11 protein-coding genes are annotated in these 17,241 nt (G+C 54.5%); 9 read left to right on the forward strand and 2 right to left on the reverse strand.

The features are described from left to right. Positions 1–125 precede the first annotated feature (125 nt). From Poly59_RS13870 to Poly59_RS13885, 4 genes are all read left to right on the forward strand, one after another. Positions 126–2,921 (forward strand): hypothetical protein, encoded by a 2,796-nt coding sequence (locus Poly59_RS13870; protein WP_146534708.1) that lies wholly within the window; start codon positions 126–128, stop codon positions 2,919–2,921. Between the two features lie 107 nt (positions 2,922–3,028). Beyond that, positions 3,029–3,244 carry a hypothetical protein gene (locus Poly59_RS13875; protein WP_146534709.1) on the forward strand — a complete coding sequence of 72 codons (216 nt, stop codon included), beginning with the start codon at positions 3,029–3,031 and terminating at the stop codon, positions 3,242–3,244. A gap of 552 nt (positions 3,245–3,796) precedes the next feature. Then, complete coding sequence (locus tag Poly59_RS13880; protein ID WP_146534710.1) at positions 3,797–4,480, forward strand: methionine-R-sulfoxide reductase; 684 nt, start codon at positions 3,797–3,799, stop codon at positions 4,478–4,480. Between the two features lie 84 nt (positions 4,481–4,564). Continuing rightward, a complete protein-coding gene (locus Poly59_RS13885) occupies positions 4,565–5,140 on the forward strand; it encodes a pyroglutamyl-peptidase I family protein (protein ID WP_146534711.1) in 576 nt (191 codons plus the stop codon). Between the two features lie 54 nt (positions 5,141–5,194). Here Poly59_RS13885 and Poly59_RS13890 read toward each other — a convergent pair whose 3' ends face one another. Beyond that, a complete protein-coding gene (locus Poly59_RS13890) occupies positions 5,195–6,400 on the reverse strand; it encodes an agmatine deiminase family protein (RefSeq protein WP_246151642.1) in 1,206 nt (401 codons plus the stop codon). 656 nt (positions 6,401–7,056) lie between these two features. Between Poly59_RS13890 and Poly59_RS13895 the strand changes: the two genes are divergently transcribed. The 4 genes from Poly59_RS13895 to cmk all read left to right on the forward strand — a co-directional run bounded on the left by Poly59_RS13895 (position 7,057) and on the right by cmk (position 12,556). Continuing rightward, positions 7,057–7,953 (forward strand): AAA family ATPase, encoded by an 897-nt coding sequence (locus Poly59_RS13895; protein WP_146535299.1) that lies wholly within the window; start codon positions 7,057–7,059, stop codon positions 7,951–7,953. Between the two features lie 99 nt (positions 7,954–8,052). Beyond that, on the forward strand, positions 8,053–9,312 hold the full coding sequence (locus Poly59_RS13900; RefSeq protein ID WP_146534712.1) for a DUF58 domain-containing protein: 1,260 nt from the start codon (positions 8,053–8,055) through the stop codon (positions 9,310–9,312). Continuing rightward, positions 9,312–11,885 (forward strand): transglutaminase TgpA family protein, encoded by a 2,574-nt coding sequence (locus tag Poly59_RS13905; RefSeq protein ID WP_146534713.1) that lies wholly within the window; start codon positions 9,312–9,314, stop codon positions 11,883–11,885. The genes Poly59_RS13900 and Poly59_RS13905 overlap by 1 nt, the downstream gene beginning before the upstream one ends. Beyond that, positions 11,882–12,556, forward strand: a complete 675-nt coding sequence (cmk, locus tag Poly59_RS13910) for a (d)CMP kinase (protein ID WP_146534714.1) — start codon at positions 11,882–11,884, stop codon at positions 12,554–12,556. Before Poly59_RS13905 ends, cmk begins: the two co-directional genes overlap by 4 nt. A gap of 18 nt (positions 12,557–12,574) precedes the next feature. Here the strand turns inward: cmk and Poly59_RS13915 are convergent, their stop codons facing one another. Further along, positions 12,575–13,099, reverse strand: coding sequence for a hypothetical protein (locus tag Poly59_RS13915; RefSeq protein WP_146534715.1), 525 nt, complete (start codon positions 13,097–13,099; stop codon positions 12,575–12,577). Positions 13,100–13,578: 479 nt separating this feature from the next. On the opposite strand from Poly59_RS13915, the gene Poly59_RS13920 reads away from it, so the two are divergent. Continuing rightward, positions 13,579–17,121, forward strand: coding sequence for a tetratricopeptide repeat protein (locus Poly59_RS13920; RefSeq protein ID WP_146534716.1), 3,543 nt, complete (start codon positions 13,579–13,581; stop codon positions 17,119–17,121). The last annotated feature ends 120 nt before the right edge of the window (positions 17,122–17,241 follow it).

Raw genomic sequence — 17,241 nt, forward strand, 5'->3', positions numbered from 1 at the left:
CGGGCTTTCCGAGGGGTAACTCGGGGTCCACAGCGACGGTTCGCCTGGTAGATGTGCCGGGCGGAAACAAGATCGAATCGACTTCCGCGATTGTTCCGGCCGCCGCCCCGGTGGTCAACATTCCAATGTCAAAAAGACTTTCAACGAAACGCAAATCGACGTCGGATCTGCCGTCCAGGCAAACCGTGCGTGCTCGTTCGGATTGGCAGCAACTTGCTTGGACACTCGTTGTCGTTACGACCGTGATTGTTTGCCACTGCGTGGTCGCGCCAGAAGCCCAATCGCAAATCATTGATTCGCTCGATTCGTATCCGCCGCGCTGGCATCTAGGCCAGTCCGATTGTCAGGCTCGGGTTGTCAAACAGGACCATTTAGTCGACGGAGGAGTCGACGGCGGTGCCTGTGAATCGATCTCGTTCGTCGCAACCAACGGCAGCGAAGCGATCTTGGTTTACCCAATTGAACCGGTTCGTCCCCTAAATGATCTACTGGTCCGAGTTTCCGTGATGAGCGCCAAACCAGGCGCAAAGATCGGATTTCGCATTCGCTATCCGTTTTTGCACAATCCGGAAACGGGACGCCCCAAGTCAGTCATCATCTACGGCGCCCAGTACACGACGCCAGGCGAGTTCGCGACGATCGGCATTGGCATGATCGAGCGAGAGTTAAAACTAAAAAACATGGCGATGCGAGGTGAGTACGGCAGCGATGCTGACTTGTCCGATGCCTTCGTCGACGCGGTCGTGATCAACGCCTACGCGGGGCCCGGCACGACGGCCCTGCGAATGGACGAATTGCGCGTCGACGGGCTCGTCCCGATGGCCGAAGGCGTCAGCACGGGCAACGCCCGCGACGGCGAGGCCCGCTTGACCGACCGCCAACGATCGGCTCGCGTTTCCGGTGGCACCAATGATCATCTGGGCGACAGCAATCCTGGCACCTTGATCCGTCGTCCTGCATTTCCGGTCGGAAAAGTCACACGAATCCTTCAGCATAACGGCGAACCCCTAGCCTGGGTTCGTTCGCTGGGGTTCGATGCGGTATTGCTGTCGAGTCCGCCCGATGCCAACATTTTGGGCGAGGCCAGCCAGGCACGGGTCGCCATCTATGCCCCACCGCCGGCCAGCCCCGATCCTGCGATCGAAGCACTGCTAGATCCGATTTTGGCGTGGTATATCGGAATGGGCGAAGCACTTGATAGTCGCCAAGTCGACTCGGCCGCGATGACGTCATCAATGCTGCGCGGCTGGCCATCGCGATGGCAACGACCGATCATCGCAGCACCGTCTGAAGCTTGGCGTAATTACGCGCCACTGGTCGACGGCATCATTGACGACTTGCCGACACGAGTTCGGGGCATCCGCGGTGGCGAAGAAGTGTCGCAAATGATCCAGGCTCATCGGCGGATCGGCGACCGAGTCGAAACAGCCGTTGGTATCGCCAGCATGCCGCCCGAGTCGATGGTCCGCCAAGCCGAATCGATCGCCCGCGCGATCGGCGCACCGCCGCCCGAGGGATACCGATGGCATTCGATGTGGCTGCAAACGATGCGAGCACTCGAATGCACCCCCAAAGCCATTCTGTATCGATCAACACGGCCGCTGTCGTCGGGGGCAGCATTCGACAACAGCCGGGCGATGTCGCTTAGTTACGTCAACCGCATGATTGCAATGATCGCGCCGTGGGTCAGTTCGGCCACGGCCGCTGCAGCACCACCCGTCGTCGGCGCTCCCTATCGATGCACTCGCTTGGCGACCAACGACACCGACGTTTTGATTTTGACTTCCATTGCGACTCGCGGCAGCGAAGTGTTAGCCGGTGATGGCGACACCCTCGAAATCAATCTTACTCCTTCAGACGCGTCGAAGACCGTTTGGCGATTGACGAATTTTTCCGCCCAACGGATGACCCCCGAAGCAACATCGACGGGATCTCGGTTGCAAATCGTGTCACCGGATGCTGCCGAATTGATCGTCATGAGCACGGATCCAAGCGTGGGTGCGTTGCTGAGTCAGTCGGCAGCCAAGTTTGCGCGACAGGCCAGTTTGGATCGTTGGCAATTGGCCAGCGAAGCGGTACGAAGGACACGTGAGAGTTGGAATCGTGCCACCGCCGCTCGCGCGTCGGATCGCCGAGCTCCGTCGAATTTGGTAGACGTTGCCGAACAGACCTTGATGCAATCCGAACCGATGTATCGCGCCGGTGACACCGAACAAACGCTAAGAATGGCTCGCCGCGCCGACGCATGGGCGCTGCGCAGCGATTGGCAACTCGCCGAGTCACTGATGCCAGATTGGCCCTCGCCAACCAGCAGTCCGCCGATGGACTTTGGTGCGGCAGAAATTCAGACGATCTGGCGCCCACTGATGGACGAAGCCGGCTGGAGCAAGAACTTGTTGACCAGCGGTTCGCTGGATGACGAAAATTTGATGGGGCCGGGCCGATGGAGTTTTGGGCAGCGGATGACATCGCAAGCCAACAGTGAAGTGCGTCACATCACACGCGGCACGTTTCAAGGCCCGGGGGCGTTGCAAGCACGCGTCTCGCCGATTGGCGACGACATGTTGCCGGGCGGATACGAGGGAACGATCGTCCAAATTCGCAGCCCCTCAGTCCGCGTTGCCGCGGGAACGGCAATCCGGATCGATGCCGCCGTTCAGACCTTAGGTTTTGGTGGCCCCCACCAAGGTGTCTTGGTCTACGACTCAATCGGCGGCCAAGAAATGGGCGTGCTGGTTCGCGGTCGTTCGAATTGGACCAACGTTCGGCTGTATCGACAGTCGCTCGAAGCGGGCGAAGTCAGCGTGATGTTCGAATTGATCGGCGGCGGCGAAGCGACGATCGACGACGTCCGCCTAAGTGTCTGGGAACCGCAATCGATTTTGCCGAAACCCGTCTTCTATCCGATCGCCGGCCAATAAGTGTAGCGAGCCATTGCTGTGCCACTCGCCCCCGCTCCGGCACACTACAATCAAAGCCCCGTTCACGCTCGCGTCGAACTTATCGAACTCATCGGAGAACCCTGGTCGTGCAGCAAGTCAAACTGTTCAAGAGCGTCGATACCGAACTGCCTGAAATGGAACGGCAGATCAATCGTTGGATGCGAAAGAGCGGCGCTCGAGTGATCTCGATCTCCGGAAACCTGGCCCCTCAAAGCGGTAGTAGCGGAGGACCGCTGAACTCGTTTTCCGCAGGCGACGTGCTGATCATTGTTCACTATGAAATCGACGCGCCCACCAGCTAATCGTTTTTCAGATTTTGCGTGAACCTTCTTGGGGGCTCACGGTCTTACCATCATGACGTTTTCAAAATCCTTGGCAAAACCTTGAACCAAAGGCGATGTCGATCGATAATGGAGATGTCGGATCGCGGTGACGCGCCGCGATGGACTTTTTAGTACGGAAAACGGCCCGCTCTGGTTGGCACCTGGGCCGTCAACCGTCAAACCGATGAAACGAAGGGAGGTGAGCAAGTGGATTATTGCTGTACGAGCCAACGGGGTGATAACCGTTAGCAGAAGTCGGCGGACCTGTGCTTCGGCATGGTCACCCCACTCGTTCATTCGTAAGATCGAGCGAGAACTGCCCCGCTTGTCGAGATTCACCTTGTGTCTCGGCAGGCGGGATTTTTTTGCGCCGAACCTGACAAATGGGCCTCTCGTCAGCCTCGCCGAGGCTTCGGAATCTTTGCCTAGCAACGCGATCTTGGCGACAGGCTACAATGAGTTCATCGGGATCGCGGGCGCTGCGATCTTTCCCAGATTTGGTCTCGCGAGCTCAGGAAGAAAGACATACCGATGCGAAAGCTTCTCTGTACGGCTGCCGTCATGATTTTACCGGTCCTTGCCTTAGTAGGATTTACTGGGTGCGATCGAACGATGGTTGCCAATGCCGACGATGCGCAGTCCAACGACAAGACGCCTGCAACCACGGTGGCCGAACCAGAAAAAGCGTCTGCCCCATCGAAGACTACTCAAACAAAGACGACGAAAGTGAACAGCAAAGACAAGGTTCCCTTCATGATTGGCGAATACAACCCGCTAAATGAAAAGGAAGCGTACGTGCTGCTTCACAAAGGAACCGAAGCACCTGGCGATGGCGGTTACACGCTGACCAAGGATGCCGGAATTTACCTTTGCCGGCAATGCAACGCTCGTTTGTATAAAGCAGACGATAAGTTCGTAAGCCACTGCGGATGGCCCAGTTTCGACGACGAAATTAAAGGCGCCGTGGCTCGCAACATCGACGCCGATGGCCGCAGAGTCGAAATTGTCTGTGCAAATTGCGGCGGCCACCTCGGACACGTTTTCGAAGGCGAACGGCTAACCGAAAAGAACACGCGGCACTGTGTCAACTCGATCTCGATGCGTTTTTTCCCCGAAGGCAAAGAATTGCCGCCGGTCATCAAGCAGGTGGATCCAGCCGAATCGAAGCAGGTTCCCAAGCCCACCGACAAAACGGCGGTCGAAAAAGCCGAATGATTCCACTCGGACGGCAACTATGATGGCGGCACGCCCCAACCGTGGCGGCCTCCACAAAGCCCCATCCGACCGAAAGATACGTTCGTGACACGCGTACTGATTACCGCCTTTGAGCCCTACGACCGCTGGCCAGAGAATAGCAGTTGGTCAGCTCTAGTCGACTTAACGCGGTGGTACGACGGCCCCATCGACATCACCAGTCGCCGGTATGCGGTTGATCTGACGCGAATGAGCCAAAATCTCCGAAAGGATCTGCAAGAAGACTACGATTTGGCGATTCATTTGGGCCAATCGCCGGGTCACCCACTGATCAAGCTTGAAGCGGTCGGATTGAACGTCCGCAGCGACGGCTCGCCGCTAATCAAAGACGCGCCGGAAGCCTACCGATCGCCGCTGCCTCTAGAGCGCTGCAATTCGGTGCTAATCGAGGCCGGGATCCCTAGTGAAGTGTCGCACCACGCGGGCACGTACCTTTGCAATGCGGCATTGTACCTAAGCCAGCACTACGCGGTATCGTTTGGGATGAAAACAAAAGCCGCCTTCGTCCATATCCCGCTCTCGCCTGCTCAAGCCGCCAAGGATGCCGCCGCTCGTCTACCCAGCATGAGCACTCCGATGGCTAGTGCTGCGATTGCAATGATCCTGGATCAGTTGACTTAAATTGGCCCCACGGATGTTAACGAGCTTGGAATCTACCCAAGCGACCCGCATGGATTATTCGGTTTTTCCGTTCGGAAAATACGCTCGGACTGAGTTTTCAAACGGGTAGATTCGATCGGGCATCGGAGCAAAGGCAGGCACGTGCAACGATAGGCAATGCAGTTCGCCCTGCAACTGCTTCATGCTGCTCATGTCAATCGTTTCGACGGTGTGTTCCGGTAACAATCGCCGGTACGCAGCCTTAGCGGCTTCGACCATCGCGGGCGGATCCGTACCAAAGATAGGAATCAGCACCAAGTCGCCAGCGATCACGACATTCGTGTACGCACTCCATGACGTACCATCGCGTACTGGAATCTGAATCCGGTGCACGCGCAGCGGTTGGCCACCTACCTTGATCTTCGATAGACGTGCCGCGTTACGATCCAAGATCGCCGCATTGACGGGATCGACCCGCGCGTCCAATTGGGCCACCATCACGTCTTCGGGCGACAGGAACGTCGCAAACATATCAACGTGTTTCGTTAGTTCCGACTGCAACGGCTCTAAGACGACAAGCTGAGCCAGATTGCAGAACTTCATGAACTGGTCGACCACCATCTTTCGTCGCTCGATCTCAGGATTCACTCCGGGCGTCGGCTGAGGAAACGTGATGTAGTTGTCTTCAAAGATCCGATTCGTTGCCAGCGCAAGACCCTGACCGTTACCGATCAGGTTTCCGCCTTGCACAGTCCAAGGAACTTCAACGTACTGAGAACCGGTTCGTTTGGACCAAACCTTGGGCAGCGAATCATCTTTCGGACGCGTCCCCTCGTAATAAAAGTCCAGTGTTTGAGAACCTTCGGCCGTTTGTGAAAAGATGGGCCCAAAATCACGCAACCAAACCGTGTCGAGCGGGAACTCACAAAAGTAAACGTGCGAATATTTATCGCCACCTTCAAGAAGCCATCCGGTGGTATCTTTGATTTGCCAAGTGTCGTTACAAAGCACCATCACATTGACGTGATCGGCCGCCTTTTCGGCAATTTCAATCAAGATCTCGCGATGGTGAGGTTGCCAGTCAGCGACCCCCAACAACAGCGCCCGCGTCGGCTCGAATTCAGCAGCCAACCGCGGATACGGCTGAACGCCGTCGGCAGTGACATGAGCGCCACCGGCAATATCCAAAACCATTTGGATCGTGTTATCCGCTTGCGCACGTTGAATCGATACGACGATGAAGCCCAAGCCGATGAAAAGCAGGCCACTGAACAAACGCAACAAACGAGCACCTGATTGGCTTAGAGATCTGTAGGTCTTTTGACAGCTGATTCATCAGCACCGCAGGAATGACGCAACAGCCGGTTAGTGGACACGCGGGCAGCCACGACGAATCCTGCGGCGATAACCGTGGTTCCAAAAACGCGTTGCGACACGATTCTAGATCAACTCGGCCGAAAATGGCTATTTGCAATTTCGAAATAGACAGCCCGATTCTTCCCTCGATTCGCTCGCCAGAAGCCTAAAGGATCTAAACGCACGAGTTTTGCCACTCGAAGGCGAATCAACCCCACCAAAACCAGCCTAAGACCCGTGGACTTTTGCCTCGGTTTACTCGCTCGACCGGCAAATTGGCGTCCCACCAAAACACAACGCCCTCAACGAACACGTTTGCCCGGGTTTCGGCTCCGAAACCAATCCTTCCCAAGGCCGTAAAGACCTGGGATATCTGCCGATGCAGGCATCCCCGGATAGAAGGCCACCGACATCGCAGATAAGATATCCCGTCATCACAGCAGAACATTGCCATTGGGAATGGCGATGCCGACGCCGATAGGCCTCGGTTGATCTGCGGTGAGTCTTCTCTCACTTTTATCGGAAGCGCACCCCCGATGTTGCATGAAGCATTCGAGACCTCACGTTTGCTGCGTCAGAACATCGAACGAGTGGTACTGGGCAAGCCTGATGTCGTTCAGATGCTGGTCGCTGCTTTGCTGGCTGGTGAACACGTGCTGCTTGAAGACGTCCCCGGCGTCGGCAAAACGTTAGCGGCGAAAGCTCTGGCCCAAAGCATCCATGGCTCGTTTTCACGATTGCAGTTCACACCGGACTTGCTGCCCAGTGACATCACCGGCAGCATGATCTATCGGTCCGACACTCGCGATTTTGAATTCAGCCGCGGGCCCATCTTCGCCAACGTCATCCTGGCCGACGAGATCAACCGGGCTCCCCCCCGAACTCAATCGGCGTTGCTGGAAGCGATGAGCGAAGGCCAAGTTTCAATCGATGGCAAGTCCCATCCGCTGCCTAAACCCTTCATTGTGGTGGCGACCCAGAATCCGTTCGAATTCGAAGGTACCTACTCGTTGCCCGAGAGCCAACTGGATCGGTTCCTGCTGCGAACGTCAATCGGTTATCCGCCACGCGACATCGAGCAACAGGTCATGCTGACACACCGCATGGGTGAACCGGTCGACACGCTTGAACCCGTCGTCAGTGTCGAAGGAATCTCAGCAGCACAAGGCACCGTTCGGAATGTTCGGTTTGATGAATCACTCGTCGACTACCTACTAGACATTGTCGAAGCAACTCGCAAGCACGATGGGTTCCAGGTGGGCGTCAGCACCCGCGGCGCTCTCAGTTTCTATCGCGGTTGCCAAGCCCGAGCGATCACCGAAGAACGCGACTTTGTGACTCCAGACGACATTAAATCGCTTGCTGTGCCATCTCTGTCTCACCGTGTTTTACCCGAAGGGATCTTTCAAGGGGCGAGCCGCCAAGTGGTCGAGACGCAAATCGCTGATCTGCTGCAACAGGTTCCTGTTCCAGTCTAAAGATCGGTTTGCGAGTTCGGCTCAGACCATCGCCTTGGGCGATGCCATCGGTGGTAAACTTTCGTTGTCCAATCCGCTGTTTCCAGAGAAACCAGACAAGTGCCCAACTCGCGCCGAAATGAACAACGACGCAAGCACCGCTTGACCCGCTTGGGGTTTCACTTTTTGTTCGTCGGATCATTCGCAATGCTCGGCGGAGCACTGCGAGGTTTTAATCTGTTGCTGGTGTTGGCGGGACTGATTGTTGGGACTTTGATCATGCAATGGCGATGGTCAAAGCGTTCGGTCGAAGCAATTTCGGTGCAACGACGTTTGCCAACCGAAGCCTTTGCCGGCAAGCCATTTCGAATTCGATACATGCTTCACAACCATAGCCGTTTGATGCCGGCGTGGATGATGCGAGTCGAAGACCGAATCGAATCATCCGACCGATCGGATGCCGCGACTGCTATTTGCGCAGCCGGTGTGATCTCAGCTGGACAAACCGTTGGGCCTCACTGCGACTGCACCGTGACTCGGCGAGGCAGGTACCGCCTTGGCCCCATTTCGTTGATGACGACGTTTCCCTTTTCACTTTTCAGTTCACGACAAATCAGCGACGACATCGACGAGTTCCATGTATTCCCCGCACTGCTTTCCCTTAGCAGTGACTACCAACGCCGCCTTACCACTCGGCCAGGTGGAATGTCTACCACTGGACGCAAGAGTGGACCGAGCGAAGGTGACTTTTTCGGGCTCCGAGAATGGAAGACCGGCGACAGTCCTAAATGGATCCATTGGCGGACAACCGCCCGGATGAACGAACCAGCCGTTCGACAATTCGAACAACAGCGACGCTTCGACACGACGGTGCTGGTCGATGGATTTAACCACTCACGCAACAGCCTTCGCTCGACTCCTGACGATGAACTCGCAACCTATCACCTAGAGCGTGCGATTAGCCTAGCAGCAACGCTCGTGATTCGGTTGATAAGTTCCCCATCAAATCGAATCGTCCTAGCGGTCGCGGCGCAAAAATGCGAAGCGATCATCGGAACCGGATCAGTCGCCGGAAAACAACGCATGTTGGAAATCTTGGCGGATGTAGAACCAACCGATCAGCCCGACATCTATGAAGCAGCCCAGCAGACGTTGCGACTCGTTGGGAACACCCAAAACTTAATTGTGATTAGTCCACGGACACTCGCGTTCGCAAAACTAGCAGATCCCAAACTGATACAAGCATTAGCCCCTTGGACCTACCGGACCGATTTCCGCTGGATCTGCACCAGCGACCGCGACCTGGACCGCTGGGTGGTACGAGAGGAAACCGAAGTCAAGAACCAGCCTGTTCCTAAGCCCCTTTTCGGAGCAGTCTGATGAACGAGCATTCGCATGTCGCCGCGGGGACTCACAAAAGTGACGCTCGCCGTATTGCATCACGGTTGAAGTTCTACTTTGCGGTGCTTTCATGTTTGGGCGGCATGGTGCTGACGTCGGGCACGTCATTCGAAGCAATCACGTTGCTGGCCGTCTTCTTTGCGGTGTTCGGTTACGTGTTTGTGGACTGGCTTGAACTATTTGCGTTGCCGCCGATTGCTGCCTACGCCGCAATGGGGCTCGCCGCGATCTACTGCGTCAGCGATTTTGTTGATCTCGATGCTCCCGGCAACCATCAAATGATCGCCGTTGCTCAGTTGCTCGTTTTTGTTCAAGGCATCTTGATGATGCAGCGCAAAACTCGTCGGATATTAGAACAACTTGGCGTTTTTTGTTTACTTGAATTGATCGTTGCTGCCGTATTCAACAACGCGATCAATTTTGGGTTGTTGTTGGTACCAATCAGCATTGTTGGTGCTTGGGCAATCAGTTCACTCGCAGCAATTTCGGCGCTCGAAGGATTACGGACCAACGATGGTTTGGAAGAAGACGGCGGCTATTTTGGCCGACGCAGCGCCGTGGCGCCAACCATCTCGGTAACAGCGACGGAATCCGTACAATCAATCTCGCACGTCGCAATGCGATTGCCAACCTTTACGCTAATGGCCCTGGCTCCGGCCGTTCTGCTGGTCGGGACAATTTTCTTTTACGCCCTTCCACGCACCACCGAAGCGGCGCGTGGATCAAGACCGGGCCAGGCATTGGTAGGTTTCAGTGACGAACTTCGGCTGGAACAGATCGGTGAAATGATGCAAAGCACTGCACCGGCGCTTCGCGTCCGTTTGATCGACCGCAAAACGGGATCGTCGTACCAAGTCAACGAGGGATTGTACTTGCGTGGGCGTGTGCTGGAACGGTACAGCCAACAACGAGATTCAGCGGTGTGGGCCGAACTGAACGAAGGAATGGTCAAGCACACAGAAGACTTACCGTCCGAACACGTTCCACGCCGAAGCACCGACAAGAACTTTTACGATGTTGTGCGCGTTCAAATCAGTGCCGAGTCCTCACGCAGTCGCGCGTTATTTGCAATCGCACCACTTCATCGATCTAAAAGCGAACCTGATCTCGAATACTGCCTCGACCGAAGCACGATTGCCCGTCGTGGTGATGACAACTGGAACTATCCTCGAATTTCCTACGAATTTGGCAGCCACGCTTTTCGCAAAGGCAGGCAATCCGACCTCATTGCTCAACCACAAGCAAATACGCGATCGCAAACGTCGATAGTTCCATTCCAACCACTATCCGCCGACGAACTTTCGGCCGAAGCGATTGAAAGACGCAGCAACCAAACATTAGCTCGCGCGGCAAACGAACGTCGAATCGAAGACTATCGCGAAGCGCTGCTGGATTTCGATCGCGATGAGATGCCTGGGACCGCCGAGTTGGCTAGCAGTCTCGCCCAACCTGAAAATGGCGAGCAAAAGTCGGACTCGGACCTTGCCAGACGCATGGAGCAGTTTCTAGCGACCTCGCAGGAATTTGAATACACACTAAAACTGGATGCGAAGCGGTACCCAGGAATGGATCCCATCGAACAGTTTGTGACGATCGACAAACGAGGCCACTGCCAATACTTTGCCTCGGCGCTAGCGATGATGTTGCGCAGTGAAGGCATCCCCGCTCGAATTGTCGTGGGCTATCACACGGACGAGTACAACGAGATTGGGGATCATTACATCGCCCGTCAATTACACGCGCACGCATGGGTGGAAGCGCTAATCCGGAAAGACCAACTTGACCACAATCGCAATGTCTACGGACAACCCAGTTCAGAAGCCTATTGGCTGCGCCTGGACCCCACGCCGAGTTCTGGACGGTTTCGTGAAGGGCCTAGCGGTGTAGGACAGGTTTTCGACATGGCGCAAAACATGTGGGACGACTACGTCGTGGAAATGGACGGCAAGCAGCAAAAGAAAACATTTCTCGGGCAACCAGGGAACAATCCGCTGCACCGTTCCTATGCAAAATTTGTCGAACGGCTTAGCACGGTGATCGGTAAAGTTCGAGACGGCGAATTGGGCGGTGGAGCGCTTGCCGGACGAAACCTGTTTTCATGGCCAGCCGCAGTCCTTGGTATTGGGCTAACGCTATTGACCGCGCTGCTGCTCCGAATCCAAACGCCCAAATGGATGCACCGCCAACGAAACAGTAACAGCGTTAAAGAAATTGCCGTCCCTAAGATTCCGTTCTACGCACAAACGCTCGAACAGTTGTCTCGTGTAGGTGTCCACCGCACCGCTGCACAAACTCCCTCTGAGTTGGCCGTCGACGCGATATTGCGATTACAGTACCCGGAGGCTCCGTCGATTAAAGAGCCGCTTGATATTTTGACAAACTCTTTTTATCGAACTCGATTTGGCAGCGAAATGCCTGACCTTGAACTGGTAGGTGAGGTGGAACGTGATTTCGGTCAAGATCCTCAAGCGGTCCAAGATGCATTGGCCGAATTGACCCAAAATGTGAACCTGTTGACGAACATCCAGACGGCTGCGGAGCGAGAACAGTGATTGTAACGATTGATGGCCCTGCAGGTGCAGGAAAAAGCAGCATTGCAAGACAGGTTGCTGACCGACTTGGTTTCGAATTTTTAGACACCGGCGCGATGTATCGCGCGGTCACTCTGGGGGCGATCTGGAACAACATCGACTTTCAAGATGTTGATGCGTTGGTCGCCTACGTTCGATCCGTCAACCTAAAATGGCACAAGAATAGAATTTCACTCAACGACACCGACGTGACTAACGAGATTCGTACTCCGACGGTCACCGGGGCAATTCACGTCTTGGCCGACCTTGCCGAAGTTCGCGCACAACTGTCACAGCAACAACGTCGAATTGCCGAAGGACGCGATATTGTGACCGAGGGGCGTGATCAAGGAACCGAGGTGTTCCCGGATGCCGAGTGCAAAATTTTTCTAACCGCTTCACCGCAAGAACGTGCCGTCCGCCGCCAACAACAACTTGCCGCCGCAGGGCGTAACGTCCCAATTGAAGACGTGATCGTGTCGCAGAATCGTCGTGATGAGGAAGACCGCAGCCGACCGATCGGATCTTTACGCCCAGCCGATGATGCCGTCTTACTGCACAGCGATGGAATGACGCCCGACGAAGTACTCCAAAAAGCACTCGATATTATTGCCGCAGCAGCAGAAACTGCGGCAGAAGTTCCGCGTCGGTAGTTTCACCTGAATCTGAGACTAAAGGAATTCGTTAAGAGTGTAACTCAGTTCCGACGCAATCCATCGGACGGTTCCTTGAATACGATCGGAAGTTCCAAGTCGGTCACCCAGCCCAGGCAAAGCCATCAAAGAAAACAACGCCAAAACGAAGCCGCCGAAACCTAGTGCCGAGTAGCTAGGATCCTCATACTTACGACCACCGATCGACGTCAGCAACGATCGCGTGACCTTCGGCGGACGTGTTAGATCTCTTAGTCGACGAAGTCCGATCTGGACATGACCGTCGGGCGCGTTGAACATCCACTGGGGGTGCACTTCGGTACGCGTCCCGTCGTAAATCAAAATCCACGGCCGGCCGACCTTCAGCTTCGACGAATCCTTGGGCGACACCAAGACGGTAAACCCATCGATCGATGTCTCGTGAACTTCCGTCGCGAACTTTCGACGTCCTACGCGAATCGTCGCTTCACTGCGATCGGATGAAATAGGACAACGAAAAAAACCACTGCTGGGTTTCGTTGGTGAATCGGGGGCACTCGTCATCGTTTTGAGACTCCGCAAACGACTATGGCAATAGGTTGCATTCCTGCAAAGAAAAGATTGCTTTGGCTACCCACTAATCCCCCGATGTTCGGATCGCCAATTAAAAGATACCCGACAAAGTCCTCTTAGGTCGCAAAGATTGTCAAACGCGAAACAATACTAAGTTTCCAGGTATTTTTCTGTCACTTTGTAACGATTGATCTGACTGTCACATCGCCAATCCTGCCGTCTAGGTCACGGCTAATGCAACGCAACCATCTGTTTGCGTTTTTGACTACTAATAACTTGATCAATCCGAACTGGTTTCCCAGACCTTTCCGGCTACCAGGTTTGGTGGGCCAACCACGCTAGATCACCAGTGCTGCGATCGGAAGAGGTTTGACGTTACAATCCGACTTGCAATTTAGTGATCGGATTGAACAGACATTCGAAATTCCGCTGTTCAAACGTTCGCGTCCCTCTGGCACGGTCACCGACAAGTGAGTCACGATCCTTTTTCCGAGCATGCGTCGGACAGCCGTACTGCACAAACTTCAGCGAACCAACCGTCTGGATCGAACAAGACGATTGGCTTGATCCTTGGTGGGCTTACGTTGCTGGGGATATTGTTTTGCGGCGGAGTAGCAGTTATTGCCTATTTTGCTGTTCAAGGCGCCGCCGGATCCACCGGCCTAGTGGCGGTCCCACCGCGGCCGACCAAACTTTCCGAGGCCTTCCAAGTCGACGCCAACAATTTTGAGCGATCGCTTGTCCGGCGATTTGGTGAGTCACAGCAATCCGAAATCGACTCGGACTCCGTGCCCCACTTCGACTCGTCAGTAGCAGCGTTCGTGAACGAATGCGTGGAAGCGAATCGTGTCGGCGACACGATTCCGATGAACCGTGAAATGTTCCTTGACGCTGTCCAAGCCAGCCCGTGCGGCAATAGCGAATTTGGGCTGATCGATCGCATGGCAATTCGCAGTTGGCTTGACCAATATGAACCGGCGCCTGACAAGTTTGACACTCACGTTCAAATTATTGACGTGCACGTCGATAGTGGAACATTGCCAGGCGATCCCAAATTGGCGCAAGTCAGCTTGATTTTCTATTCCGAGGAAAGCCAAGCTGATGCCCAACAGTGGTTCCTGATCAATGCGGGCGATAAGTGGGAAATCTACGACTGGCAGTCACTCGATTTCGGCCGTCGCACTTCTGACGAGTACGCCGCCTACAACGCTGGCGATCCCGCTACATCGGACGGATACGACAGCGCGATTGATCAAGCGGTCGACGCACAGCGACTTTGGAACGAAGGTCAACAAGAACTGGCGATCGCAAAACTTAGGCAGTGCGAAGCAATCCCCATGTTGGCTGAAGATCGTTCCATCGCCATGCTGCGCATCGCCTACATATGGATGTCGTTTGACGAATACGGCGAAGCGATCCGGCCACTAACTGCGATCAAAAATCCTGATCAAATGTGGGGAGTTTGGCCAGTGCTATCGGTCTGCTATTTGAACACGGGCGAAAAAGAACGAGCACTTAAAGCAGCGTTGAAATCGCAAGCACAATCGGCAAACCACCCTCGCACACACTGGCTGCTTGCAACGGTGTACGAAGCGTTTGACCGTGATGACGAATCCGCCGACGAAGCCGTGATCGCATTGCAGGGATGCCCGCTTGATCAAACGCTCGTCAACATGGTGACTAACAACAGACGCACAGAGGATGTACCCGCATTGGTGTCGGCAGTCGCTCAGATTGGCATGCCCGCGTGGATTCAATTGGCCGATTCGGCAGCCTATGGAATGGAATGGTCCAAGGCTGTCCTTGATTTCGTCGAGTCGGGAAACGGCATCGAAACTGACGCTGCGATCGTTGCGTTGTTACGAGCCAACGAAGCCTGGTCCCGACAAGACTATGATGCGGCTGCGGAAAATTTCATCCTCGCCAGAGACAAAACAAGTGACGATCAACTGCGAAGGGTCGCAGTCCAAGATCACGCCGACGCACGAATCGAACGTGACCGATACCTCTCTTTGTTTACAGAATCAGACGACGTCGAGGGAACAATTCGGACGCTTTGCCATTGGGTATTTCAAGACGAATTTTACGGTGACGTTCAGTCCCTGCTAACGGCATTCGAAACGCACGAAATGGACGAGATCTTGTCCGCCAACCCAAACGCTCAGCCTTGGGAAATCGGAGTTCGAGGCTGGTGTCGCCATGAACTTGACGAGCATGATTTGGCGTTGCCCGATCTGACCGAGTTTGTTGATTGGCTTTCCAGCGAGGCTATCACCGCGAATGAGTCGACCAACGGTGACTCGGATCCCCAATGGCTGATCGACAGTAGCAACGAAACACTCACCGAAACAATGCTTTCACTTGGTAAATACCGAGACGTTGTAGAGCGTTTTCCCAACCATGCGGGCTATCAAAGCATGTTGGTGAATGACCTGATGGTTCAGGGCAAAGAAAGCGTGGTTGCATTTCTGGACGCAACCCAGACGGCAACCGATCCCGTTATCAAGCTAACACGGACACGCCTTGAAGCGTTTTTATCAGTGTGCAAAGGCGATGTCTCAACAGCCGACAGCTTGCATCGGAAGGCGATTTCAATTGTCGACCAGGCTGATCCCGAAAACGAGCATTCGCTTCGACTGATCCTAAATCGACAGAGGGCAATCGATTCGGTCATCAACCGCGCGTTACCAAGCGAAATTGAAATGGCCGAAATCGATTTGCCATTAGTTATCTTTCATGCAGTTGAGGAAGCAGCCAGACTGAACGATTCAAAGACAATGCGAGCGTGGGCCCAGCGTGTCGAGGCGGTCGATTCAGATAACGTCGACCATGTAATGATCAAGACACGATTTGCCGAATTACGTTTTGCCGGCGGACAATACGGTGAAACCGTCGAATTACTGTCGGAATCTCAGCTCAACGGCTCAGAAGGATACTGGAGCAACCGTCAACGCGAGTTGCGAAAACAAGCTTTACTAGAACTGGGCAAGTCCGACGTGTTGCTAAGCGAGTTGTTCAGCAAGCCCTTGAGTGACGACGGCCTGGCACCTCCTAAGCCATCGTTGCATGGCGACGGGGCCCTCGCCGTCCAAGCTCTAGCATTGGTTGCGAAAGGCGATTTCGAAAAACTCGATTCTATTTTCAGTACCGTCGACAAAGACGAGGTGGGAAACTGGCTAAGCATCCCAAGTCAACGACGTTGGCTGGTTCGCCATGCTGACGATCCGTCGATAAAGGCGTTGCTGCAAAAACACCCAATGTCGATTGGATACTTGGCCCCCGAATCATTGGGGCAGATCTGGACGACTGCGAATCGCTCGATGACAAAGGATGACATTGAGTCCTTATTAGAAAGCGAAATGGGCGAGATCTTCGAAGTCGTTCCGGTTTCACTCGCAAACGAAGCCAAGGAATCGTCCGCATGGACGGCAAGTTCCGCATCCGGACAAAGGATCCTGATCGGTTCGTCGATCCAAACAGCTCGCGGCACCAGGCTTCCCATACGGAAACGCGATGAGTTTAGTCAGCCACTGCTTCGAATTAGCATCGCCATACTCGATCAACTTCCCAACGCGAATCGACGTTTGTTCGAAATTGCCTCGGCTTTGGCTTCCGACGACGCAATTGCATTTACCTGGGTTGACGAATCGTTGACGTGGTTTGGGCCAGATCTACCAAGCAAAATTCGCTGGGAAGATCGCGTGCCAATCCATGCTGAAACGACTCCAACTTCGATTGACACTGCTGAAAATGACGAAGACATGAATTCTGATCCGCGATCACCTCAGGAGTGGACAAGCGATTTAAAATCAAGCCAGACACCACTGCTTGTACAAGTCACACTGGAATGCGGAGAGATAATCGAATCATTGCCTGCTACGCTGATCCGCGTCGAAGCCGACCAATATGGATTGATTGTTGAGTCGATGTCAGACTCGAAAATCGAGCCACTTTTTAAGACAGGACAGACGTATTCAATTCGCCCCGGTTACATCTCGCGTGCCGAGCCTTGAATCGGACGCCAAGTCGAAATCGCTCGGTTAGTGAGGCGTGGAAAGCCAATCCACCCAACAAAATTTAGCGACTTGCGGAGTGCTTCAAAACGACAGTCGAGTAGCCTAGCGGTTCGGATT

Origin of the sequence: Rubripirellula reticaptiva (assembly GCF_007860175.1) — a bacterium.
Taxonomy (GTDB): Bacteria; Planctomycetota; Planctomycetia; order Pirellulales; family Pirellulaceae; genus Rubripirellula; species Rubripirellula reticaptiva.